The 20,131-nt window shown below is 58.6% G+C and carries 26 protein-coding genes; 14 read left to right on the top strand and 12 right to left on the bottom strand.

Annotated elements, in window-relative coordinates; genetic code table 11:
- Positions 1-141 precede the first annotated feature (141 nt).
- Both ACIQWS_RS16880 and ACIQWS_RS16875 read left to right on the top strand, forming a co-directional pair.
- Entirely contained in the window at positions 142-1,068 is a 927-nt protein-coding gene (locus tag ACIQWS_RS16880) for an ABC transporter ATP-binding protein (protein ID WP_346306191.1), read from the top strand.
- On the top strand, positions 1,065-1,826 hold the full coding sequence (locus tag ACIQWS_RS16875; protein WP_288192161.1) for an ABC transporter permease: 762 nt from the start codon (positions 1,065-1,067) through the stop codon (positions 1,824-1,826). Before ACIQWS_RS16880 ends, ACIQWS_RS16875 begins: the two co-directional genes overlap by 4 nt.
- A 2-nt stretch (positions 1,827-1,828) precedes the next feature.
- Here ACIQWS_RS16875 and ACIQWS_RS16870 read toward each other — a convergent pair whose 3' ends face one another.
- Both ACIQWS_RS16870 and ACIQWS_RS16865 read right to left on the bottom strand, forming a co-directional pair.
- Positions 1,829-2,017 (bottom strand): hypothetical protein, encoded by a 189-nt coding sequence (locus ACIQWS_RS16870; protein ID WP_403181726.1) that lies wholly within the window; start codon positions 2,015-2,017, stop codon positions 1,829-1,831.
- 82 nt (positions 2,018-2,099) lie between these two features.
- Positions 2,100-2,522: a hypothetical protein gene (locus ACIQWS_RS16865; RefSeq protein WP_403181723.1), complete on the bottom strand. Its 423-nt coding sequence runs from the start codon at positions 2,520-2,522 to the stop codon at positions 2,100-2,102.
- A gap of 347 nt (positions 2,523-2,869) precedes the next feature.
- Between ACIQWS_RS16865 and ACIQWS_RS16860 the strand changes: the two genes are divergently transcribed.
- Complete coding sequence (locus ACIQWS_RS16860) at positions 2,870-3,577, top strand: DUF3053 family protein (RefSeq protein ID WP_346306188.1); 708 nt, start codon at positions 2,870-2,872, stop codon at positions 3,575-3,577.
- Here the strand turns inward: ACIQWS_RS16860 and ACIQWS_RS16855 are convergent.
- From ACIQWS_RS16855 to ACIQWS_RS16840, 4 genes are read right to left on the bottom strand one after another with little or no spacing between them, the layout of a single operon-like run.
- Positions 3,574-4,632 (bottom strand): D-TA family PLP-dependent enzyme, encoded by a 1,059-nt coding sequence (locus ACIQWS_RS16855; protein ID WP_346306187.1) that lies wholly within the window; start codon positions 4,630-4,632, stop codon positions 3,574-3,576. The genes ACIQWS_RS16860 and ACIQWS_RS16855 overlap by 4 nt on opposite strands.
- Before the next feature lie 3 nt (positions 4,633-4,635).
- Complete coding sequence (locus ACIQWS_RS16850; RefSeq protein ID WP_346306186.1) at positions 4,636-5,517, bottom strand: MurR/RpiR family transcriptional regulator; 882 nt, start codon at positions 5,515-5,517, stop codon at positions 4,636-4,638.
- A gap of 1 nt (position 5,518) precedes the next feature.
- A complete protein-coding gene (locus ACIQWS_RS16845) occupies positions 5,519-6,586 on the bottom strand; it encodes a sn-glycerol-3-phosphate ABC transporter ATP-binding protein UgpC (protein ID WP_346306185.1) in 1,068 nt (355 codons plus the stop codon).
- 1 nt (position 6,587) lies between these two features.
- Complete coding sequence (locus ACIQWS_RS16840; RefSeq protein WP_346306184.1) at positions 6,588-7,379, bottom strand: SDR family oxidoreductase; 792 nt, start codon at positions 7,377-7,379, stop codon at positions 6,588-6,590.
- A gap of 281 nt (positions 7,380-7,660) precedes the next feature.
- On the opposite strand from ACIQWS_RS16840, the gene ACIQWS_RS16835 reads away from it, so the two are divergent.
- The 5 genes from ACIQWS_RS16835 to ACIQWS_RS16815 all read left to right on the top strand — a co-directional run bounded on the left by ACIQWS_RS16835 (position 7,661) and on the right by ACIQWS_RS16815 (position 12,561).
- Positions 7,661-8,890, top strand: a complete 1,230-nt coding sequence (locus ACIQWS_RS16835; protein ID WP_403181714.1) for an ABC transporter substrate-binding protein — start codon at positions 7,661-7,663, stop codon at positions 8,888-8,890.
- A 97-nt stretch (positions 8,891-8,987) separates the two neighbouring features.
- Positions 8,988-9,857 (top strand): carbohydrate ABC transporter permease, encoded by an 870-nt coding sequence (locus tag ACIQWS_RS16830; protein WP_403181708.1) that lies wholly within the window; start codon positions 8,988-8,990, stop codon positions 9,855-9,857.
- Entirely contained in the window at positions 9,854-10,681 is an 828-nt protein-coding gene (locus ACIQWS_RS16825; protein ID WP_288192171.1) for a carbohydrate ABC transporter permease, read from the top strand. The genes ACIQWS_RS16830 and ACIQWS_RS16825 overlap by 4 nt, the downstream gene beginning before the upstream one ends.
- Before the next feature lie 19 nt (positions 10,682-10,700).
- Positions 10,701-11,069: a RidA family protein gene (locus tag ACIQWS_RS16820; protein WP_403182539.1), complete on the top strand. Its 369-nt coding sequence runs from the start codon at positions 10,701-10,703 to the stop codon at positions 11,067-11,069.
- A gap of 22 nt (positions 11,070-11,091) precedes the next feature.
- Complete coding sequence (locus tag ACIQWS_RS16815; RefSeq protein ID WP_403181704.1) at positions 11,092-12,561, top strand: M81 family metallopeptidase; 1,470 nt, start codon at positions 11,092-11,094, stop codon at positions 12,559-12,561.
- Between the two features lie 18 nt (positions 12,562-12,579).
- Here ACIQWS_RS16815 and ACIQWS_RS16810 read toward each other — a convergent pair whose 3' ends face one another.
- Positions 12,580-13,047 (bottom strand): MarR family winged helix-turn-helix transcriptional regulator, encoded by a 468-nt coding sequence (locus ACIQWS_RS16810; protein WP_403181701.1) that lies wholly within the window; start codon positions 13,045-13,047, stop codon positions 12,580-12,582.
- Between the two features lie 74 nt (positions 13,048-13,121).
- Here ACIQWS_RS16810 and hmgA point away from each other — a divergent pair, with 74 nt between their 5' ends.
- The 5 genes from hmgA to mazF all read left to right on the top strand — a co-directional run bounded on the left by hmgA (position 13,122) and on the right by mazF (position 16,743).
- Positions 13,122-14,438, top strand: a complete 1,317-nt coding sequence (gene hmgA, locus ACIQWS_RS16805; RefSeq protein ID WP_403181698.1) for a homogentisate 1,2-dioxygenase — start codon at positions 13,122-13,124, stop codon at positions 14,436-14,438.
- Positions 14,435-15,457, top strand: coding sequence for a fumarylacetoacetate hydrolase family protein (locus tag ACIQWS_RS16800; protein WP_403181695.1), 1,023 nt, complete (start codon positions 14,435-14,437; stop codon positions 15,455-15,457). Before hmgA ends, ACIQWS_RS16800 begins: the two co-directional genes overlap by 4 nt.
- On the top strand, positions 15,457-16,101 hold the full coding sequence (gene maiA, locus ACIQWS_RS16795) for a maleylacetoacetate isomerase (protein ID WP_403181692.1): 645 nt from the start codon (positions 15,457-15,459) through the stop codon (positions 16,099-16,101). The genes ACIQWS_RS16800 and maiA overlap by 1 nt, the downstream gene beginning before the upstream one ends.
- Before the next feature lie 64 nt (positions 16,102-16,165).
- Positions 16,166-16,408 carry an AbrB/MazE/SpoVT family DNA-binding domain-containing protein gene (locus ACIQWS_RS16790; RefSeq protein ID WP_403181689.1) on the top strand — a complete coding sequence of 81 codons (243 nt, stop codon included), beginning with the start codon at positions 16,166-16,168 and terminating at the stop codon, positions 16,406-16,408.
- Positions 16,408-16,743 carry an endoribonuclease MazF gene (mazF, locus tag ACIQWS_RS16785; RefSeq protein ID WP_403181685.1) on the top strand — a complete coding sequence of 112 codons (336 nt, stop codon included), beginning with the start codon at positions 16,408-16,410 and terminating at the stop codon, positions 16,741-16,743. Before ACIQWS_RS16790 ends, mazF begins: the two co-directional genes overlap by 1 nt.
- A gap of 9 nt (positions 16,744-16,752) precedes the next feature.
- Here the strand turns inward: mazF and ACIQWS_RS16780 are convergent, their stop codons facing one another.
- The 3 genes from ACIQWS_RS16780 to hppD form a co-directional block, all read right to left on the bottom strand.
- Positions 16,753-17,418, bottom strand: a complete 666-nt coding sequence (locus ACIQWS_RS16780; protein WP_403181682.1) for a nucleotidyl transferase AbiEii/AbiGii toxin family protein — start codon at positions 17,416-17,418, stop codon at positions 16,753-16,755.
- A 113-nt stretch (positions 17,419-17,531) separates the two neighbouring features.
- Entirely contained in the window at positions 17,532-17,756 is a 225-nt protein-coding gene (locus ACIQWS_RS16775) for a hypothetical protein (protein WP_403181678.1), read from the bottom strand.
- A 55-nt stretch (positions 17,757-17,811) separates the two neighbouring features.
- Positions 17,812-18,924 carry a 4-hydroxyphenylpyruvate dioxygenase gene (gene hppD / locus ACIQWS_RS16770; protein WP_346307583.1) on the bottom strand — a complete coding sequence of 371 codons (1,113 nt, stop codon included), beginning with the start codon at positions 18,922-18,924 and terminating at the stop codon, positions 17,812-17,814.
- A 120-nt stretch (positions 18,925-19,044) separates the two neighbouring features.
- On the opposite strand from hppD, the gene ACIQWS_RS16765 reads away from it, so the two are divergent.
- Entirely contained in the window at positions 19,045-19,506 is a 462-nt protein-coding gene (locus ACIQWS_RS16765) for an Lrp/AsnC family transcriptional regulator (RefSeq protein WP_346307582.1), read from the top strand.
- Between the two features lie 20 nt (positions 19,507-19,526).
- Here the strand turns inward: ACIQWS_RS16765 and ACIQWS_RS16760 are convergent, their stop codons facing one another.
- Both ACIQWS_RS16760 and ACIQWS_RS16755 read right to left on the bottom strand, forming a co-directional pair.
- A complete protein-coding gene (locus tag ACIQWS_RS16760) occupies positions 19,527-19,865 on the bottom strand; it encodes a type II toxin-antitoxin system PemK/MazF family toxin (protein WP_346307581.1) in 339 nt (112 codons plus the stop codon).
- Complete coding sequence (locus tag ACIQWS_RS16755) at positions 19,852-20,070, bottom strand: type II toxin-antitoxin system PrlF family antitoxin (RefSeq protein WP_346307580.1); 219 nt, start codon at positions 20,068-20,070, stop codon at positions 19,852-19,854. Before ACIQWS_RS16755 ends, ACIQWS_RS16760 begins: the two co-directional genes overlap by 14 nt.
- Positions 20,071-20,131: the final 61 nt, after the last annotated feature.

The raw sequence follows: 20,131 nt of genomic DNA, 5'->3' as shown, positions 1-20,131 counted from the left end.
CTGACTCGTTTTGTCAGGAGGTGGTTTGAAAACCAGTTTGGATCACCATATAAGGAAAACCATTCTTCCAATGACGGTTCATGCCTCCTGTTTCATTCTACCGGAGACGTCGCAACCGAAAATTCCGTCCGGATAGACCTCATGTCCTCAGCCATATCTGTTTCCAATCTGCATAAAACCTATGATTCCGGGTTTGAAGCACTCAAAAACATCAATCTCGACATTCATCACGGTGAAATCTTTGCCTTGCTCGGCCCCAACGGCGCCGGCAAGACGACGCTGATCAGCACCATCTGCGGCATCGTCAATCCGACATCCGGCACGATCCTTGCCGATGGGCACGACATCCAGAAGGAATACCGTGCGGCGCGCACCAAGATCGGCCTGGTGCCGCAGGAATTGACGACCGATGCCTTCGAGACAGTGTGGAACACGGTGAGTTTCAGCCGCGGTCTGTTCGGAAAGCCGTCCAAACCCAGCCATGTCGAGAAGATCCTGAAAGACCTCTCGCTCTGGGACAAGAAAGACAACAAGATCATCACCTTGTCCGGCGGCATGAAGCGCCGCGTCATGATTGCCAAGGCACTGTCGCACGAACCGGAGATCTTGTTCCTCGATGAACCGACCGCCGGCGTCGATGTCGAGCTGCGCCGCGACATGTGGAATGTTGTGCGCGCTTTGCGCGAGTCCGGCGTGACCATCATCCTGACGACCCATTACATCGAGGAAGCCGAACAGATGGCGGACCGCATCGGCGTCATCAGCAAAGGCGAGATCATCCTGGTCGAAGAAAAGCACGAACTGATGCGCTCGCTGGGCAAGAAGCAGCTGCGCCTGCATTTGCAGGAAGAGCATTCGGCCGTACCCGACACCTTGGCCAAGTACGGGCTCGAACTGGCCGCCAGCGGCAGCGAGCTGATCTACAGCTACGATGCGCATGAGGACAAAACAGGCATTGCCTCCCTGCTCAAGGATCTGGACAAGGCAGGCATAGGGTTCAACGACATTCAGACGAAGCAAAGCTCTCTCGAGGAAATCTTCGTCAATCTGGTGAGGGAACGCAAATGAACCTTTACGCGATCCGTGCGATCTATCTCTTTGAAATGCATCGTACATGGCGCACGATCATGCAGAGCATCATCTCGCCTGTCATTTCCACCAGCCTGTACTTTGTCGTCTTCGGTTCGGCCATTGGCGGGCGCATTCCCGAGATCAATGGGGTCAGCTACGGTGCGTTCATCGTACCGGGACTGGTCATGCTGTCGCTGCTGACGCAGAGCATTTCGAACGCGTCCTTCGGTATCTACTTTCCCAAATTCACCGGGACGATCTACGAGTTGCTGTCGGCACCCGTGTCCTATTTCGAGATTGTCATCGCCTATGTCGGCGCGGCGGCGTCGAAATCGATCATTCTCGGCGTGATCATTCTGGCAACGGCCGCCTTGTTCGTGCCGTTGCGGATCGAGCATCCCTTTGTCATGGTGCTGTTTCTCGTGCTCACTGCGGTGACCTTCAGCCTATTCGGCTTCATCATTGGCATATGGGCCGACGGTTTTGAAAAGCTGCAGCTCGTACCGCTGATGATCGTCACGCCGCTGACGTTCCTGGGCGGCAGCTTCTACTCCATCGACATGCTTCCGCCGTTCTGGCGTACGGTCACCTTGTTCAATCCGGTCGTTTATCTCATCAGCGGCTTTCGCTGGAGTTTTTACGGCTTGTCCGATGTACACATCGGAACCAGTCTTGCCATGACGTTGGTGTTCCTCATCGTCTGCATTCTGATTGTGCGCTGGATGTTCAAAACGGGGTACAGGCTGAAAAGCTAGGCCTATTCTTCCCAGCGCTGGAAGGGATCGCGATCATCCGTCGTATGATTGCACTCCTCTGCGCAAAGGAAGGCCGTCGGGATTTCTTCCGGCTTCAGCACAGCAAAGCGGTCCGGATCAGGCTCGATGACATCTGCCGGGCCGCTAGGCAAAACAGGCTGCTTGAACAACACCTTGACAGTTGGCCCCATACGCATTCCCCGTGTCCCACACGCATAAGCTCTGGCGAAGGCCTGCATGATGCAGGAAAGACCCGCCGGGAGTCGAGTCCCTTCAGTGCCCCCAGAATCCGTAGACAACGAGTGCCACGAACAGGGTGACAAACGCGGCAAAAGCGATATGCAATTTCACCAGAACGCTCTTGGTTCCTGATATTCTGGCCTGCAACGGCCGCGTCTTTTTCGGACGGGACCGCAGCCGCATCCGCGCCAGCATGTCGTCCAGGGCCTTGCACCCGTCCAGTTCATCCTCATGCGAGGCGATGAAACGAAACAGAGCGGCATCAAACAGGAGGTAGCCGGTAAGCAGCAGGGTGATGAGCCCGCCCACCATCATCAGGGGCCACAGGCCGGCAAGCACAGCGCCGCCCTTGTCGGCGATGAGCGACGTTGCCACCATGAGGACACAGGTCAGGACCCCATAGGTCACTGCGCGATGTCGCAAACGATGAGCAAATTCCGCAGCATCTTCCTCCATGGCAATTCCTTCCTCCGGCCCTCAACGCATGGCATTCTATGGCCAATCGGGAGCGGCCACAATCGGAGCCTTGAACGATCGGTCCGCCACGCAAGATGGCTCGGCCCCGGCCTCCCGCAGTTTCCATTGCTTCTGGAAAACATGCCTGACGGTGCCCGTCACGGTTGTGCAACATATCTTTCTGCACTAGGCCCTACCCAGCGATCCGATCAATTTTGAGGGAAATGCCACTCTTCCCATGCTGGCGCCCAATTTCTGCAGCACCACAGGGAGCAACAAGGCCGACAGGCTCTATCGTTCAGGCCGCTTGCCTGAGCGGACGTGAAGAAGAAAAGGAAAATAACAAAATGCCAGGATTCCGTTTTGCCATTGCGGCTGTGATGACCGTGTTCATGGCCTTGTCGATCTCCGCCTGTTCGGACAACGAGGCCACCCAGCGCAAGGCATTCATCGACTTTCTGCAGACGCGCATCGTCGACAAGAAGGGCGTGAGCGTCCCGCAATTGACCACGGAAGAAACCAAGTCTCTTGGCAGTTATGCAGCACAATACAAGATCATCACCGATTTTCATGCGGCGATGAATGAAAAGATCAGCAAACCCATGGAAGCCCTTGCCACCAAAGGTGCAATCACCTCCATTGATGATGCCATGAACCGCAAGGATGACATCAAGGCCGCCTATGCCGGCCTCAGCACGCTGCGCACGACCATGGATGAAGAACAGAGCGTCGCCGACAGGGCCCATGCGGCGCTGAAGCAGCCGGAAGACCTCAAGCCCGTCTTTGACAAGGCCTATGAAAAGACCGTGAGCAATCTCGCCAACACCTACAAGGAAATCTTTCCGGCCACGAGCGAGACCTTCGACATCCTCCTGAAGGTTGTCGATTTCGTCGATCAGAACAAGGACAAGATCACCATCTCCGGCTCGATGTTCGAAGTGTCGGATCCCACCATCCAGGCGCAGTTGAACATCCTGCTCGATCAGGTCAACGCCAAGGGGCAGGCAATGTCCGACGCGCAGCGGAAAATGCGCGCGGCCATCTACGGAAACTAACCGACCCGGCCCCGCGCGGCGACGGGGGCAATGTCGACGACAGCGTCGCCTGATATCAGCACCACGCTGTCGAACAGATTGGAGACCACGCAGGCGTGATTGGGAATGATCCGGATCCGGTCGCCGATCTGCGGCTTGGATTTACACGCCGACACGTCGATCGTCCCGTGCTCCTCGCTGAGCGAGGTGATCACCGCATCGGGAAATTCGACAATCCGCCCGAACCCTTCCATGCCGAACGTATCGCTCGACAGCGATTTTGAGCCGGCATCGATGACCGCACGATTGTCCGTCGGGCGGCTGACCACGGTTGCCAGAACGGTGAGGGCGCAATCGTCCCAGGTGCCGGCATTCTTTGCCACCTGAAACCGGTCCATATAGATATACGTGCCGGGCCGATGTTCGGTGGCCGCCGTCACCTCGTGAGCGCGCCACATATCGGGCGAACCGCCGTTGGAGATGATGCGCGGATCAAGTCCCGCATCGACCGCTTTCTGCTTTGCCGTTGCCAGCCATGCCTGGTTCTCCAGCACGCCACCCGCCTTCGGATAGGTCATGAAACCGGCAAAGCGAAGACCGTCGGCGGCGTCGATCACCTTCGCCAGCGCAACCGCGTCATCGGGCGTCTGCACACCGCAGCGGCCCATGCCCGTATCGCATTCCACCAGAACCTCGAGCGGCTTCGCCGAACCGGCAAAGGCCGCGGCAAGACCGCTGACGGTTGCGGCGCTGTCCGCCGTCACCGCAAGCTTGATGCGTCCGTGCAGGGCAACGAGCCGCTCGAGCTTGGCTTTGCCGATAATATTGTAGGGAATGAAAATGTCGGTCAAACCGGCATCGGCCATCACTTCGGCCTCGCCCAGCTTCTGGCAGGTGATGCCGACAGCGCCAAGTTCCACCTGCCGTTTGGCAAAACGCGGCAGCTTGTGCGTCTTGATATGCGGGCGCACGCGCAGCCCATGCGCATCGGCATAGGCCTGGAAGCGCTGCAGGTTGGCATCGGCCCGGTCCACATCGATCAGGACGGCAGGCGTATCAAGGTCGGACAGTTTCAATTCTCAGTCTCCAAGCGGAAGGTTGGGTGCATCGCTCTTTTGCATGCCCTGAAGATTCTTGATCCGGCGCATGCGTTCCACTGCGGGCGCGCCGATTTTTTCCGCCACGCTCATGGCCAGCATATCGGTGAGGGCAAGCAGGGCATAGCGGGCGGGTGAGGGCCGGTAGACATTCGTGCCTTCTTCGATGTGAAAAGGCAAGACCAGTTGCGCCGCGGCCGCCAAGGACGACTTGGCGGCCGTGAAGGCAATTGTCTTTGCCCCGTAGCGCCCGGCGATGGTCACCGCGTCGATGACCGGCTTGACCTCGCCGGACAGGGAATAAGCGACGATGACCGTATCCCTGTTGCTGGTAGCGGCGGTCATCTGCTGCATTTCGCCGTCGATATGGGAGGAGGCTGGAAGACCCAACCGGAATAACCGGTTTTCGAGCTCGGTCGCGGCCATCGACGAGGCACCGCCCGACCCGTAGGCACGAACCATGCCGGCACCGGCAACGATAGCCGCAGCGCGGTCGAGACTTGCCCGGTCGATGAGATTGGTCACCGTTTCAATCGCGCTGACGGCACTGGTTGCTATGATGGACGGAATGCCATGGCTCGCCGAACCATCGGCGGCATTGACCGAAATGAACCGCCCGGCAACCGCCAGGGACTGGGCAAGCCCCACCTTGAAATCACGGGTGCCTTCAAAGCCGAGCGAGCGGCAGAAACGGGTAATCGTCGGCTCGCTGACCCCGGCCTTTTCCGCCAGCTTTTCGATGGAAGCATGGGTGGCAAAATCTGCATCCGCCAGAACGGCGGCAGCCACTCTTTGATCGGAGCGCTGGCCATTCTCGGCGATCTCACGCAACCGGGCAACGATGTCAAAAAGCGGCGAAGCCATATCAGATCCGGTTTCCGGTTTTCCCGTCGAAGACGTGCACCTTGCCGGGATCGACCGTCAGCATCATCTGGCTGCCCGGTTCCGGCGCAATGCGATCACGAAACACCGCGCGCACATCCACGCCGGCAATCGTGCCGAAAAGATGCGTTTCCGAGCCGGTCGGCTCGATCACGGCAACTTTATAAGGGAAACCCTGACCGCTGGCCGCCAGGCGGTAATGTTCCGGACGGATGCCCACCTCAATCGGCTGACCGGAAGCGGCCGTCGTATCGCCAACCGGGATCGCGAAACCATCCGATGTCCGCATGCGTACCATCCCGTCACCCCGCTCCAGCGTCCCGGGAATGAAGCTCATGGCGGGCGAGCCAAGGAAACCGGCGACGAACTTGTTGGCGGGCTGGTCATACAGCTCGAGCGGCGAGCCGATCTGTTCGATGCGGCCGCCATTCATCACCACGATCCGGTCCGCCATGGTCATGGCCTCGATCTGGTCGTGCGTCACATAGACGATGGTTGTCTTGAGCTGCTGATGCAGCGCCTTGATTTCCGTGCGCATCTGTACGCGCAGCTTGGCATCCAGATTGGACAGCGGTTCATCGAACAGGAACAGGTCGGGTTCCCGCACGATGGTCCGGCCCATGGCAACGCGCTGGCGCTGGCCGCCCGAAAGCTGGCGCGGCAGGCGGTCGAGATAGTTGTGCAGGTTGAGCGTTTCCGCTGCCTTGTTCACCTTGGCATCGATAACGCTTCCGGCCTCGCGCCGGATTTTCGGGCCAAAGCCGATATTCTTGCGCGTCGTCATATGCGGGAACAGCGCATAGCTCTGGAAAACCATTGAAATATTGCGCTGCTGCGGCGCGAGGCCATTGGTCAGGCGATCGCCGATCCATAGCTCCCCCGAAGAAATATCGTCGAGACCGGCAATCATGCGCAGAAGCGTGGACTTGCCGCAGCCGGAAGGGCCGATGAGAACGAGGAACTCGCCGTCACGTACCTCAAGATCGATACCATGCAGAACGCTCATGGCTCCATAGGATTTGACGAGTTGTTTGATCTGAAGTCCGGCCATGTCAGTCTTCTCCCGCAAGAACGTCGTTGATGAAGCGCAGATTGCCTGACGTCAACCCGGCATCCACGGCCAGCGCCGTGCCTGTTATTCCAGATGCTGCCGAGGAAGCCAGAAACAGGGCGGCATGTGCCACTTCTTCCGGTGTCACCATGCGCCCGAGCGGATAGTGCGGCAAGACTTTCGCCAGGAGTTCCGGCTGACCGGCGAGGCGATGATCCCATGCAGGTGTGCGCACCGAGCCGGGGCAGACCGCATTGGCACGGATGCCATACCGTCCACGCTCCACGGCCAGCGCCTTCACATAGGAGATCAGACCAGCCTTGGCAGCCGAATAGGCCGGGTTGCCGAAATGCGAGAGGCCATTGACCGAGGATATGAACACCACATTGCCGCTGCCGCGTCTGGCCATGGCATCGACGACCGGCGCCGTCACATGAAAGGCACCATTCAGGTTGACCGCAATCTCGCGATCCCAGACGTCGCCATCCACCTGATCCAGTGTTTCGCCGCGGGTGAAGCCGGCATTATTGACCAGCACGTCAGGCGCACCGTTTTCGCCGATGAAGTCACCGACGGCCTTTGCGATGCCGGCGCGGTCCGTGAGTTCAAACACAAGACGATGGGCGAGGGGCAGGTTTTCCAATGCCGCGTCCGTCCTGTCGGCGCCCGAAACGACGGCCCCCGCAGCGGTGAAGGCTGCAATCAATGCCCGGCCGATACCGCCTCCGGCACCGGTGATCAGCACCTGCCTGCCTTTTAGTCCATAGAAATCATGCAAATTGGGTGAGGTCATTGCGCGTTCATCTGTTCCCGTATCATTGGCCCGCTTCTGCGGACAATCTCTCGCGGATTCTACCGCCTGTTGCCCAGCTAATGGCGATGCGTGAAAAAAAGCAACATAAAAATACATCAAACCGATGCAAAATTCGCTTGCATGAAATTAAATTACATTTGAAGATAGAGAGGCTGGTTGGAAGAAACGGCTTGCGGGAGGCGAAGGAGCCTACCCGCCGAAGACGGTTCGCGGACACAAACAAACGCCGTGTGACTGCGGCGAAAACAAGGGGAATGACAATGACGTTCAAACAGAAACTATGCCTTCTTGCCGGAGCAAGCATCGTTGCCTTCAGCAGCAGCGCCTTTGCCGCAAGCACCGTGCGTGTCACGATCGCCGAATACAGCAAGGGCACGGGCCCTTATTTCCAGGAAGCGGCCAAGGCGTTTGAAGCCGCCAATCCCGATGTCAAAATCCAGATCGAGGTTGTGCCGTGGGACAGCCTGCAGCAGAAGCTGACCACCGATATTTCGGCCGGCGCCAATGCCGATCTTTCCATCATCGGCACGCGCTGGCTGCTCGACTATGTGTCGGAAGGCATCGTTGCGCCGCTTGATGAGCACATCAAACCGGACTTCAAGGCCCGCTTTATCGACACGTTCCTGACGCCGTCGGTCATGAACGGCAAGGTCTACGGCCTGCCGGTCGCCGCCTCGGCGCGGGCGATGTACTACAACAAGGACATTTTCGCCAAGGCCGGCATCAGCGCGCCGCCTGCGACGTGGGCCGACTTCAAGACCGACGCGGAAAAGATCAAGAAGCTCGGCGGCGAGACCTATGGTTTCGGCCTGCAGGGCAAGGAAATCGAGACGGACGTCTATTTCTACTACGGCATGTGGTCGAATGGCGGCGAAATCGTCAAGGGCGGCAAATCCGGCCTCGATTCGAAGGCGGCCATCGACACCGCCAAGCTTTACAAGAGCTTCATCGATGAGGGTCTGACCCAGCCGGGCGTGACCTCCTATTCGCGCGAAGACGTGCAGAACCTGTTCAAGCAGGGCAAGGTGGCAACGGTCATCACCGCACCGTTCCTCTCCGGTCAGATCAAGACCGAAGCGCCGAAGCTCAATTATGGCGTGGCGCCCATCCCGGCGGGTCCTGGCGGCGACAAGGGCACCTATGGTGTGACCGACTCGATCGTCCTGTTCGAGAATTCCAAGAACAAGGAAGCGGCCTGGAAGTTCCTTGATTTCATCTTCACCAAGGAACAGCGCACCAAGTTCGACAAGATCGAAGGCTTCCTGCCGGTCAACGCGGAAGAAGCGAAGGACCCTTATTTCGCCGACAATGCCGATCTGAAGGTCTTCACCTCGCTGCTGCCGAATGCCCGGTTTGCACCGGTCATTCCGGGCTGGGAGGACATCGCCAAGACAACGTCCAATGCCGTGCAGAAGATCTATCTTGGCCAGGGCGAGGCCGAGGCAACGCTGAAGGAAGCGGCTGCCAAGATCAACGCGACGCTGAAATAAGCCGGCCGCGGGAGAGTGGCGCCAGCCGCTCTCCCGCCCCGTCCTTCAGACGCCATATTCTCCGGTCCCATATTCTCCGGTCAAGGAACGCACGCTTATGCAACGGGCAACGGCCCCCTATTTTCTCATCCTGCCCAGCTTCATTCTGGCAGCCGCCATCATCCTCTGGCCGCTGAAGGAAATCGTCTCGCTGTCGCTGCACGACGTGAACCGTTTCGGCATGCTGCGCGAATTCGTCGGGCTTGAGCATTTCCGCGTGCTGTTCGCCGATCCGGATTTCATCGCCGCCACCTGGCGCACGCTGGTCTGGACCGTTTGCGTCGTGCTTGGCACGCTGATCGTATCGGTCCCCATCGCGCTGATTCTCAACGAGGATTTCTACGGGCGCGGCATTGCCCGCATCCTCATCATGCTGCCCTGGGCGATCTCGCTGACCATGACCGCCGTGGTCTGGCGTTGGGCTCTCAACGGCGAAAGCGGCATGCTGAATTCGGCGCTGCGCGATCTCGGCCTGATCGGCAGCAATATCCAGTGGCTGGCCGAGGCATCCACCGCCTTTCCGATGCAGATCCTGATCGGCATTCTCGTCTCGGTGCCGTTTACAGTCACCATTTTCCTCGGCGGACTGTCGTCGGTTCCCGATGATCTCTATGAGGCGGCGGCCACGGAAGGGGCAGGACGCTGGGACCAGTTCCGCCTGATCACGCTTCCCCTGTTGCGGCCCTTCATCAACATCGCGTTCGTGCTCAACACGATCTACGTCTTTAACTCCTTCCCGATCATCTGGGTGACCACGCAGGGCGGGCCTGCCAATTCAACCCATATTCTCGTGACCTATCTCTACGAGCTCGGCTTCCGCCTGGGGCGCCTCGGCGAGGCGGCGGCGATCTCGCTGATCATGTTCGCCATCCTTCTGGTCTTCACGCTCATCTATGTGCGGCTGGCCATGCGTGAGGAGAAGGCATGATGAACAGCAAGCTCAAACGCTCCCTCCTGTTCTGGCTGTTCCTGTCGCCGATCGTCGTGGTGATCCTCTTTCCCTATGTCGTCATGACGATCACCTCGCTCAAATCGGCAACGGAAGTGCTCAACCCAACCTGGTGGCCGGAAGAGCTGCACTGGCAGAACTTTTCGGAGATGTGGCAGACCTCCGGCATTGCGTCGGCGCTCGCCAATTCGCTCTACGTGTCGACGCTGTCGACCCTGCTGACCATCGTCGTCTCCATTCCCGCCGCCTATGCCCTCAGTCGCTACCAGTTTGCCGGCCGCAACGCCTACCGGCAATTTCTGCTCGTCTCGCAGATGTTGTCGCCCATCGTGCTGGTCATCGGCCTGTTCCGGCTCGTGGCCAATGCCGGGATGATCGACAATCTGAATGTGCTTGTCATCATCTACACCGGCTTCAACATCGCCTTCTGCGTGTGGATGCTGCAGAGCTATTTCTCCACTATTCCACGCGATCTCGAAGAAGCCGCATGGATGGAAGGGGCAAACCGCTGGCGCACGCTGCGCAGCGTCTTCCTGCCGCTCGCCGTCCCGGCAATGGTCGTCACCGCCATCTTCACCTTCATCAATGCCTGGAACGAGTTCGTCATCGCGCTTACCATGCTGCGCAAGGAAGAGAACTACACCCTGCCGATCCGCGTGCTGTCGCTTGTAGCTGGCCGCTATACGGTCGACTGGCACTACGTCATGGCTGCGGCATTTGTGGCATCCGTTCCGGTCGCCATTCTCTTTGCGTGGCTGCAGCGCTATCTGGTGCGCGGGCTTTCCATCGGCGCCGTCAAGTAACCAAGTCAGGGAATTGAACATCATGACAAAACAACATTTCGGATCATCGCATGTGCCGCTCTCACCGGCCGTCCGCGCCGGGGATTTCATCTACATTTCCGGCCAGGTCCCGGTCGGCGCCGATGGCACCGTCATCACAGGCGGCATCGAAGCACAGACAAAGCAGGTGATGGAGAACATCAAGGCGGCACTCGCGCTCGCCGGCGCAGATCTGTCCGACGTGGTGAAGACCTTCGTCATTCTCGAAGATGCGCGCGAGTTCGCCGCCTTCAACAAGACCTACGCGACCTATTTTCCGCAGAACCCGCCAGCCCGTACCACGATTGAATCGCGCCTGATGATCGACATCAAGATCGAAATCGAAGCCATTGCCTATAAGCCCCTCTGATACATAAAGAACAGGCATTTCCATGCGCATCTTCACCGCCTCCTTCGCGACGGAAACCAACACGTTTTCGCCGGTTCCAACCGACCGCGCCAGTTTTGAAATGGCCTTCTATGCGGGTCCCGGCGAACATCCGGAAACACCGACGCTGTGCTCGGCGCCCATGGTGGTTCTGCGCCGCCGCGCACGGGAGGAGGGCTTTGAACTCATCGAGGGCACCGCGACCTGGGCCGAACCCGGCGGGCTTTTGCAGCAGCGGGCTTACGAGGAACTGCGCGACGAAATTCTCGGCCAACTGCAAGCGACCTTGCCTGTCGACGCGGTTATTCTTGGCCTGCACGGGGCCATGGTCGCCCAGGGCTATGATGATTGCGAAGGCGATCTGCTCGAGCGCATCCGCGCGATTGTCGGCCCTGACGTGCTCATTGCGTCGGAACTTGATCCGCACAGCCATCTGACACGCAAACGCGTGGAGAATTCCAACATTCTTGCTGCCTTCCTTGAATTCCCGCATACGGATTTCTACGAGCGTGGCGAGCACGTGGTCGATCTCGCGCTGCGCACGCTGCGCGGCGAGATCAAGCCGGTCATCTCCACCTTCGATTGCCGCATGATCGGTGTTTTCCCGACCAGCCGCGAACCGATGCGTTCCTTCGTCGACCGTATTCAAGCCTTGCAGGGCAAGAACAACATTCTCTCCATCTCGCTGATCCACGGCTTCATGGCGGGCGACGTGCCGGAACTCGGCACACAGGTCATGGTCGTCACCGACAATGATGCACCGCGTGGCGAGGCGTTGGCTGAATCCCTCGGCATGGAAATTTTCGGCATGCGCGGCCGCACCGCCATGCCGATGCTCGATACGGAAGCCGGGCTCGATAAAGCTGTGGCTCTGGCTGCAAAGAAGACCGGAAAGCCGGTGGTTGTCGCCGATGTCTGGGACAATCCGGGCGGCGGTGTTGCCGGTGACGGCACGCTGATCCTGCGCCGCATCATCGAACGCGGCATCGATAACGTGGCGGTGGCAACGATCTGGGATCCGATTGCCGTCACGTTCTGTCTCGCCGCCGGCGAGGGCGCACGGATTCAGTTGCGCTTCGGCGGCAAGGCGGGGCCGGATGGCGGCGCACCGCTGGATGCCCGGGTAGAAGTCGTGAAGGCCGTGCAGGAAGGCTGGCAGAGTTTTGGCAAAAGCCGGGTCACCCTTGGACCGGCCGCCGTCATTCGTCTCGAAGGCACCGATATCGAGGTCATCCTCAATACCAATCGCACCCAGACATTTGAGCCCGACATTTTTTCCAATCTTGGCATCGAACCCGTTGCCAAGGATATCCTGCTGGTCAAGTCGACCAACCATTTCCATGCGGGTTTCGAGCCGGTCGCAGCCGAGATCATCTATATCGATGCGGGCGCGCCCTATCCGTCAAACCCGAAGAAGACCGACTACCGGAAATTGTCCCGCGAAATCTGGCCGCGGGTCGACATGCCATTCTGATCGGCCTGCAACCTGCTGCTACCGGCCCTGCCGGTAGTAGGCTTCCAGCGCCGCCAACCCCGCCTTCAGTTCTTTGGCGCCGCGTTCGCCGAGCCTGGCAAACAGCTCGGTCTCATAGTCGTGCGCCATCGTCGCCAGATGCTGATACGCCTTGCGTCCCGCCGGCGTCAGTTCCAGATGTTCCGTGCGGCGGTCGGCGTCATCGCGCTTGCGCTTGAGCCAATGGCGCTGCTCCAGTGAAAACACCGCCCGGCTGACCTTTGTCTTGTGCATGGATGAATGTGCACCAATGGCCGTCGCCGACAGCGCCCCGAACTGGCCGAGCGTTGCCAGCGTGCGCCATTCCGGCCGCGTCAGGCCATATTCATCGCGGTACTGGCTGGCAAAGCGCTGGCTGATCGCCTCCGCTGCCTTGTTCAGCCGGTAGGGAATGAAATCCTCCAGCACCAGCGGCGGCATCGCCGCCTCGTTCTGTTTCCCAGTCATTTGATCTCCTTTGCCGTTGATAGTTACAAAAAAGATCGTCACAAATGCAACTAAATAGATCGGGAGGATTGATCATGACCCTTCACTACATGCCGGGCTTCGGCAATGACTTTGAAACCGAATCGCTCCCTGGCGCGCTGCCGCAGGGGCAGAACTCGCCGCAGCGCTGTGCCTATGGTCTCTACGCGGAACAGCTGTCCGGCTCGCCCTTCACCGCGCCGCGCGGCATCAATGAACGCTCCTGGCTTTACCGCATCCGGCCGTCGGTCAAACATTCGGGACGTTTCACGCCCACGTCGCGCAAGGACTGGAAGACCGCACCCAATCTCGACGATCACGAACTGCCCATCGGCCAGCTGCGCTGGAACCCGACACCCATGCCGCAGGAGCCGGTGAATTTCATCGACGGCATCCGTACCATGACGACGGCCGGCGACGTGCACGGCCAGACCGGCATGGCCGCCCATGTCTATGCGTTCAACCGCGACATGGAGGATGACTACTTCTTCAATGCCGACGGTGAAATGCTGCTCGTACCGGAAAAGGGTCGTCTGCGGGTATTCACCGAGATGGGCATCATCGAGATCGAGCCCTCGGAAATCTGCATCATCCCGCGCGGCATGGTGTTCAAGGTTACTGCCCTTGACGGCGAAGCCCGCGGCTATATCTGCGAAAACTACGGTGCGAAATTCGCGCTGCCGGATCGCGGACCGATCGGCGCCAATTGCCTCGCCAACCCACGTGATTTCAAGACGCCGGTCGCCGCCTATGAGGACAAGGAAACCGCGTGCCGCCTGCATGTGAAATGGTGCGGCAAGTTCTATCGGACGGATCTCGGCCATTCCCCGCTTGATGTGGTGGCATGGCATGGCAATTACGCGCCGTATAAGTACGACCTGCGCACCTTTTCGCCGGTAGGCGCCATCCTCTTCGACCATCCCGATCCGTCGATCTTTACGGTACTGACCGCGCCATCCGGCGAGGAAGGCACCGCCAATGTGGATTTCGTCATCTTCCCGCCGCGCTGGCTGGTTGCCGAACACAGCTTCCGCCCGCCCTGGTACCATCGCAACATCATGTCGGAATTCATGGGATTGGTTTATGGTCAGTACGACGCCAAGGAGGAGGGCTTTGTTCCGGGAGGCATGAGCCTGCACAACATGATGCTGCCGCACGGGCCGGATACGATGGGCTTCAACAAGGCATCGACTGTGGAACTGAAACCGCACAAGCTGGAGAATACCCTGGCCTTTATGTTCGAAACCCGTTTCCCGCAGCATCTCACGCGGTTTGCGGCGGAACTGGACTCGCTGCAGGACAATTATGCCGATTGCTGGACGGACCTGAAGAAGCGGTTCAACGGCACACCCGAAGGAGACTGGTTCGAATGAAACTTGCATCTTTGAACAACGGAACACGGGACGGCAGGCTCGTCATCGTATCCAGGGATCTGACCCGTTTCACCGATGCGTCGTTTCTCACGCCCACTTTGCAATCCGCGCTCGACAACTGGGCGCGCATTGCCCCGCATCTGGAAGCGCTGGCCGAAAGCCTCGACCACGGGGCTGTCCCTTCCGAGCGCTTTCACGAACATGAGGCGCTGTCGCCATTGCCGCGTGCCTTCCAGTGGGCGGACGGATCCGCCTACGTCAACCATGTCGAACTGGTGCGCAAGGCCCGCGGGGCGGAGATGCCGGAGAGTTTCTGGACCGATCCTTTGATGTATCAGGGGGGCTCCGACAGTTTTCTCAGCCCCCGCGCGCCGATCGTCATGGCGGATGAAGCCTATGGCATCGACATGGAAGGCGAAGTGGCCGTCGTCGTCGACGATGTGCCTATGGGTGCGACGCCCGATCAGGCGCGCAGCGCCATCCGCCTCATCATGCTGGTCAACGATGTCAGCCTGCGCGGGCTGATCCCGGCGGAACTCGCCAAGGGTTTCGGTTTCTTCCAGTCGAAACCGTCTTCGGCTTTCTCGCCGGTTGCAGTCACGCCGGATGAACTGGGCGAGGCGTGGGACGGCGGCAAGGTGCATCTGCCGCTCAGTGTCGACTACAATGGCAAGCCGTTCGGCCGGGCGAATGCCGGTGTCGACATGACCTTTGATTTCCCGGTTCTCATTGCCCATGCGGCCAAAACCCGCCCGCTGTCGGCGGGTACGATCATCGGTTCCGGCACCGTTTCCAACAAGCTGGATGGCGGAGCTGGCAAACCCGTCGCGGAGGGCGGGGCGGGTTATTCCTGCATCGCGGAAATCCGCATGATCGAGACGATCAATCACGGCGCGCCGAAGACGGCATTCATGCAGTTCGGCGACACCGTGCGCATTGAAATGAAGGACAATGCCGGTCATTCCGTGTTCGGCGCCATCGAGCAGCAGGTGACACGCTATCAAACGGACGCCGAGTGATGAACGGGCTCGTCCTCTTTGATTATTGGCGCTCGTCGGCAAGCTACCGGGTGCGGATTGCCCTGCAAAGCCTCAAGCTGAACTATGAAACCGTGCCGGTTAATCTGCTGAAGGGCGAGCACAAACAACCGGACAATCTGAGCCGCAACCCGCAAGGCCTCGTTCCGACGCTGGCCATGGACGGCAGGATGATGACACAGTCTTTGGCCATCATCGAATATCTCGATGAGATTTACCCCGATGCCGCGTTTCTGCCCCCCGATCCGGCAGGCAGGCAACGCGTGCGGGCGCTGTCCTATGCCATTGCCATGGATATTCACCCGGTCTGCAATATGGGCGTGACCGCACATGTCATGGAGATCACCGGGGGCGGCGATGCAGCGCGCGGCGCCTGGATGCAGAAGTTCATCGCGCAAGGACTGGAAGCCTTCGAACGGCTCCTCGACAATCCGGATACCGGCAAGTTCTGCCATGGCGACAAGCCGGGCATGGCCGATTTCTGTCTTGTGCCGCAGGTCTACAATGCCCGCCGCTGGGGTGCTGATATCTCAGGGTTGAAACGGGTCAATGCCATCTCCGGTCGCTGCGAAAAACTCAAGGCGTTCGCAGCAGCACATCCGGATAAAGCGAAACCTGACGTATAGACATTGTTGACACATCAAGCGGAACTCATCATTGTATCGACAATGATGATACAAGGAGTTGACTATGCGTGTGACCGTGAAGAAATGGGGGAACAGTGCTTCGGTGCGCATCCCGGCCGCTGTCATGATTGCAGCGCGGCTGCAACTCGACACGGTGGTTGATGTGCGTGAAGAAGATGGCCTGATCATCATCGAGCCGGTCCGTCAGACCGAGTATGACCTGGATCAGCTGATCGAGGGCGTCACATCCGAGAACATGCATTCCGAGGCCGACTTTGGCACTGCTGTCGGCAAGGAATCCTTTTGATGCCGGCCTATATCCCCGATGCCGGTGACATCGTGTGGCTGCATTTCAATCCGCAAGCCGGTCATGAACAGGCCGGACATCGCCCCGCCGTCGTGCTCAGCCCCGCCAGTTATAACGGCAAGACCGGCCTCATGCTGTGCTGCCCCATGACCACGCAGATCAAGAAGTATCCGTTCGAAGTGCTGATCGCAGGTGATCGACCGGGCGCCGTCCTTGCCGATCAGGTCAAGAGTCTCGACTGGCGCGTTCGACGCGCAATGCACAAGGGCAGCGTGTCGGCAGCAGAACTTGCCGAAATCCGCAGCAAGGCCGCCGCATTGATCGGCAAGCGTTAGAGACAACGCCTATTCGGCTTCTACACGGCCTTCCGGCCAGATGCGAGCGACGTCGATTTTCAGAGCCGCGATCCCCTCAAAAGCGTCCTCTATGCTCATGTTCAGAACATCAGCGGCATGGCGCAGTTCCTTGTCGTCCTGCAGTCGGTTTATAACCCACACAAGTTTGCGTTCGATGTCCTGACCATAGGCCTTTACGGTCTTTTGGACAGCTGCATCGGGAATAGATCCATAACGTCGAACCAACATTCCAAGATCAATCGCATCACGATAGGCAATCGACCGGTCGTGGCAGCGATCCGCGTTCGCCAGAAGCTTTTCGGCGAACATGTCCGCGACAACAAGCGTGGGGATGCCGATCTGCTCATCGAAATGGCCCTGCACATCGATGCGCGCCTCGCGGATAATTTCAAACTTGATGGTCTGACCGTGCAACAGCAAGGCAGCCCGCAGGCCATACTGGTCAATCTTGAAGCTGCGCAAGGATTCAACCGGTTCCGGAAAAAACGCCCGGATTCCCTTCTCCACTGCAGCTGAACGCAACTCACGGTATCCATCCGCGTCGGAGCAGAGAAAATCGACATCAAGCGATTGCCGGTATTCGCCAAGCTTGAGAACGATCGCCGTGCCACCACCAAACCAGCAATGATTGGCAGACAGGAACGCGTGATCCATCAGCCCAAGCGCTTCAACGATGACGCGATGTTCCTGCCTCATGAGTTCCCGCATGACTTTCCGATCACATTTTTCCGTCCTGCACTATGCAGGAACCGCCATGGATGGAAAAGTCAGGAAATCAGCAATACACCATTACCGAAAACCCGCGTCAGCTCCCGAATGAGTTTGGCTTCACGGGTGGTCAGGTGCTCGGCATCGACAAAGCGCCAGTTGCGCTCGTAGAGCTCAAACGCTTCTTCCGCTGGAATTGGACGCGCAGCATCCCTGTTCCACGCGAGCAGTTTCAGCTCGGGGAAATCAGCGGGAACGATAGGGGCTACAAAAGCTGCAGTCATCATGCACTCAATATAATGCACAACCAACCCGATTTATAGCCCGCTCCGTTGTGCGTTATTCCGCAGCAGCGACCTTGATCACGCCACGGCGGATCTGGTCTTCTTCGATCGACTCGAACAGAGCGCGGAAATTGCCCTCGCCAAAGCCTTCATCGCCCTTGCGCTGGATGAATTCGAAGAAGATCGGGCCGATAACGGTCTTGGAGAAAATCTGCAGCAGGATTTTTGTCATGCCGCCATCGATCACGCCTTCGCCGTCGATGAGAATGCCGTGCTTCTTCATCCGCTCGATCGGTTCATCGTGGCCATGCACACGCTCATGCGACATGTCGTAATAGGTCTCGGGCGGGCCGGGCATGAATTTGAGTCCGTTGTCCGCGAGCTTGTCCGTCGCGTCGTAGATGGCTTCCGTCCCGACGGCGATGTGCTGGATGCCTTCGCCCTTGTACTTGCGCAGATATTCCTCGATCTGGCTCTTGTCATCCGTCGATTCGTTCAACGGAATGCGGATCTTGCCGCAGGGGGAGGTGATGGCACGGGAAACGAGGCCCGTCAGCTTGCCGGCGATGTCGAAGAAGTGAATTTGCTTGAAGCCGAACAGTTCCCGGTAGAACGCCCACCACTTGTCCATGTTGCCGCGATAGACGTTATGGGTCAGGTGATCGAGATAATAGAAGCCGACGCCTTGCGGTTTCGGGTCGCGTTCGCCCAGCCACTCGAACTCGTCCTCATAGACCGAGCCTTTCTCGCCATACTTTTCGATGAAATAGAGCATCGATCCGCCGATACCGACAATGGCGGGAACATCGATGGTCTTGTCATCGCCGGTATAGGGTGTCGCACCCTTGGCAACAGCATGATCGAAGGCATGCTTGGCATCCACCACGCGCCAGGCCATGGATGGCGCACACGGGCCATGCTCACCGACGAATTTCGTCGCATGGGAATTGGGTTCAGCATTGAGGATGTAGTTGATGTCGCCCTGACGCCACAACGTTATGTTCTTGGTGCGATGCCGGGCAACGGGCTTGTAGCCCATGCGGGTGAAGAGCTCTTCCAGCTTTTCCGGCTCCGGATGCGAGAACTCGACAAACTCGAAACCATCCGTCCCGGCAGGATTTTCCTTGCTGATCGTAGCGACCGGTGCGTCGTGCGGAAATGGGCCCATGGCATCCTCCTCTGATTATCCGCATTATCGCGCAAATGGCATGCAAAGTGTTTGCATTTCAGCGCTCCGCAGAGGCATAATGCGCACATTTCGTGCATATAACTACTAAGGAGAGCATGAGTGGAGCAACTTGATGCGTTTGACCGCAAAATACTGTCTTCGCTGCAGGAGGATGGACGACTCACAAACAACGAGCTTTCCGAGCGGATCAACCTGTCCGCCTCGCAATGCTCGCGCCGCCGCTCCCGGCTGGAGGAGGAGGGATTCATTCGCGGCTACAGGGCGGAAATCGATCGCGAAAAACTGGGTCTCGGCATCGTCAACATCATCTCTGTCACACTTGCCACCCATAACAGGGACAATGCCCGCCGCTTTTCCGACCTCATTTCAAAGCTGCCGGAAGTCATGGAAGCCCATGCACTGACGGGTGAGATGGATTATTTCATCAAGGTGGTCACACCAGATTTGCGGGCGCTCTCGTCCTTCGTCAACGACGTGCTGCTGCCGCACGAGTCCGTACAGAACGTCAAGACCGCCATCGTGCTGGACACATTGAAGGAAGATGGCAGGCTGCCGATTTGAATGGAGAACTGACAGAATTGCTATTTGCTCAGGACTGAGGCAACCACACGCCTGACATCATCCAGTGTTTCCGTTGCAACCTGTCCCAGCTTGTCCGCATGAGCCGCTTCAATGGTCGCAATCTTAAGCGGCCGGATGACGGAGGCGACCGGAAGACCAGTTTCCGCATGACGGGGAATGGAAACATCTCCCGTCCAGGATTTATTTTCAGCACTGGTAATCATCAGCACCCAAAGAAGGTTGGCATCTTCACCCACGGCGCCGTCCGAGATGACAAGCGCAGGCCGGTGCTGGCGCGTGTTGCGGTCCGTGTAAGGAAACGGTACGCGGACGATATCGCCGGACTTAAAGGTCAGCATAGGCTTTTCTATCGGCAGGGCTGTCCCACTCCACGAATGTTGCAAAGGGATCATCGCCTTGGGTACCGGCTTCCACTCGCATGAGGATGACCCGCCCCTCTTCAATCCGATAGGCAATTTCATCGCCTGGATTCAGTTTCAGCGCCACACGTACCGCCTGCGGTATGGTCGTCTGAGCTTTACTCGTCATTTTGCTGGTGATCATGAGTTACTCCTTCGCATGGCCCATATGTAAGGAATTTCCTTACCGACCGCAAGAACAGTCA

The sequence above is a fragment of the Phyllobacterium sp. NPDC097923 genome (assembly GCF_044760925.1).
Classification (GTDB): Bacteria; Pseudomonadota; Alphaproteobacteria; order Rhizobiales; family Rhizobiaceae; genus Phyllobacterium; species Phyllobacterium calauticae.
This window is presented reverse-complemented; position numbering and strand designations above follow the sequence as displayed.

Bases quoted from the DNA above. Each gene is read 5' to 3' on its own strand.
- ACIQWS_RS16880 (WP_346306191.1), top strand. From the start codon at position 142: ATGTCCTCAGCCATATCTGTTTCCAATCTGCATAAAACCTATGATTCC.
- ACIQWS_RS16875 (WP_288192161.1), top strand. From the start codon at position 1,065: ATGAACCTTTACGCGATCCGTGCGATCTATCTCTTTGAAATGCATCGT.
- ACIQWS_RS16870 (WP_403181726.1), bottom strand. From the start codon at position 2,017: ATGGGGCCAACTGTCAAGGTGTTGTTCAAGCAGCCTGTTTTGCCTAGC.
- ACIQWS_RS16865 (WP_403181723.1), bottom strand. From the start codon at position 2,522: ATGGAGGAAGATGCTGCGGAATTTGCTCATCGTTTGCGACATCGCGCA.
- ACIQWS_RS16860 (WP_346306188.1), top strand. From the start codon at position 2,870: ATGCCAGGATTCCGTTTTGCCATTGCGGCTGTGATGACCGTGTTCATG.
- ACIQWS_RS16850 (WP_346306186.1), bottom strand. From the start codon at position 5,517: ATGGCTTCGCCGCTTTTTGACATCGTTGCCCGGTTGCGTGAGATCGCC.
- ACIQWS_RS16845 (WP_346306185.1), bottom strand. From the start codon at position 6,586: ATGGCCGGACTTCAGATCAAACAACTCGTCAAATCCTATGGAGCCATG.
- ACIQWS_RS16840 (WP_346306184.1), bottom strand. From the start codon at position 7,379: ATGACCTCACCCAATTTGCATGATTTCTATGGACTAAAAGGCAGGCAG.
- ACIQWS_RS16835 (WP_403181714.1), top strand. From the start codon at position 7,661: ATGACGTTCAAACAGAAACTATGCCTTCTTGCCGGAGCAAGCATCGTT.
- ACIQWS_RS16830 (WP_403181708.1), top strand. From the start codon at position 8,988: ATGCAACGGGCAACGGCCCCCTATTTTCTCATCCTGCCCAGCTTCATT.
- ACIQWS_RS16825 (WP_288192171.1), top strand. From the start codon at position 9,854: ATGATGAACAGCAAGCTCAAACGCTCCCTCCTGTTCTGGCTGTTCCTG.
- ACIQWS_RS16815 (WP_403181704.1), top strand. From the start codon at position 11,092: ATGCGCATCTTCACCGCCTCCTTCGCGACGGAAACCAACACGTTTTCG.
- ACIQWS_RS16810 (WP_403181701.1), bottom strand. From the start codon at position 13,047: ATGACTGGGAAACAGAACGAGGCGGCGATGCCGCCGCTGGTGCTGGAG.
- hmgA (WP_403181698.1), top strand. From the start codon at position 13,122: ATGACCCTTCACTACATGCCGGGCTTCGGCAATGACTTTGAAACCGAA.
- ACIQWS_RS16800 (WP_403181695.1), top strand. From the start codon at position 14,435: ATGAAACTTGCATCTTTGAACAACGGAACACGGGACGGCAGGCTCGTC.
- maiA (WP_403181692.1), top strand. From the start codon at position 15,457: ATGAACGGGCTCGTCCTCTTTGATTATTGGCGCTCGTCGGCAAGCTAC.
- ACIQWS_RS16790 (WP_403181689.1), top strand. From the start codon at position 16,166: ATGCGTGTGACCGTGAAGAAATGGGGGAACAGTGCTTCGGTGCGCATC.
- mazF (WP_403181685.1), top strand. From the start codon at position 16,408: ATGCCGGCCTATATCCCCGATGCCGGTGACATCGTGTGGCTGCATTTC.
- ACIQWS_RS16780 (WP_403181682.1), bottom strand. From the start codon at position 17,418: ATGGATCACGCGTTCCTGTCTGCCAATCATTGCTGGTTTGGTGGTGGC.
- ACIQWS_RS16775 (WP_403181678.1), bottom strand. From the start codon at position 17,756: ATGACTGCAGCTTTTGTAGCCCCTATCGTTCCCGCTGATTTCCCCGAG.
- hppD (WP_346307583.1), bottom strand. From the start codon at position 18,924: ATGGGCCCATTTCCGCACGACGCACCGGTCGCTACGATCAGCAAGGAA.
- ACIQWS_RS16760 (WP_346307581.1), bottom strand. From the start codon at position 19,865: ATGCTGACCTTTAAGTCCGGCGATATCGTCCGCGTACCGTTTCCTTAC.
- ACIQWS_RS16755 (WP_346307580.1), bottom strand. From the start codon at position 20,070: ATGATCACCAGCAAAATGACGAGTAAAGCTCAGACGACCATACCGCAG.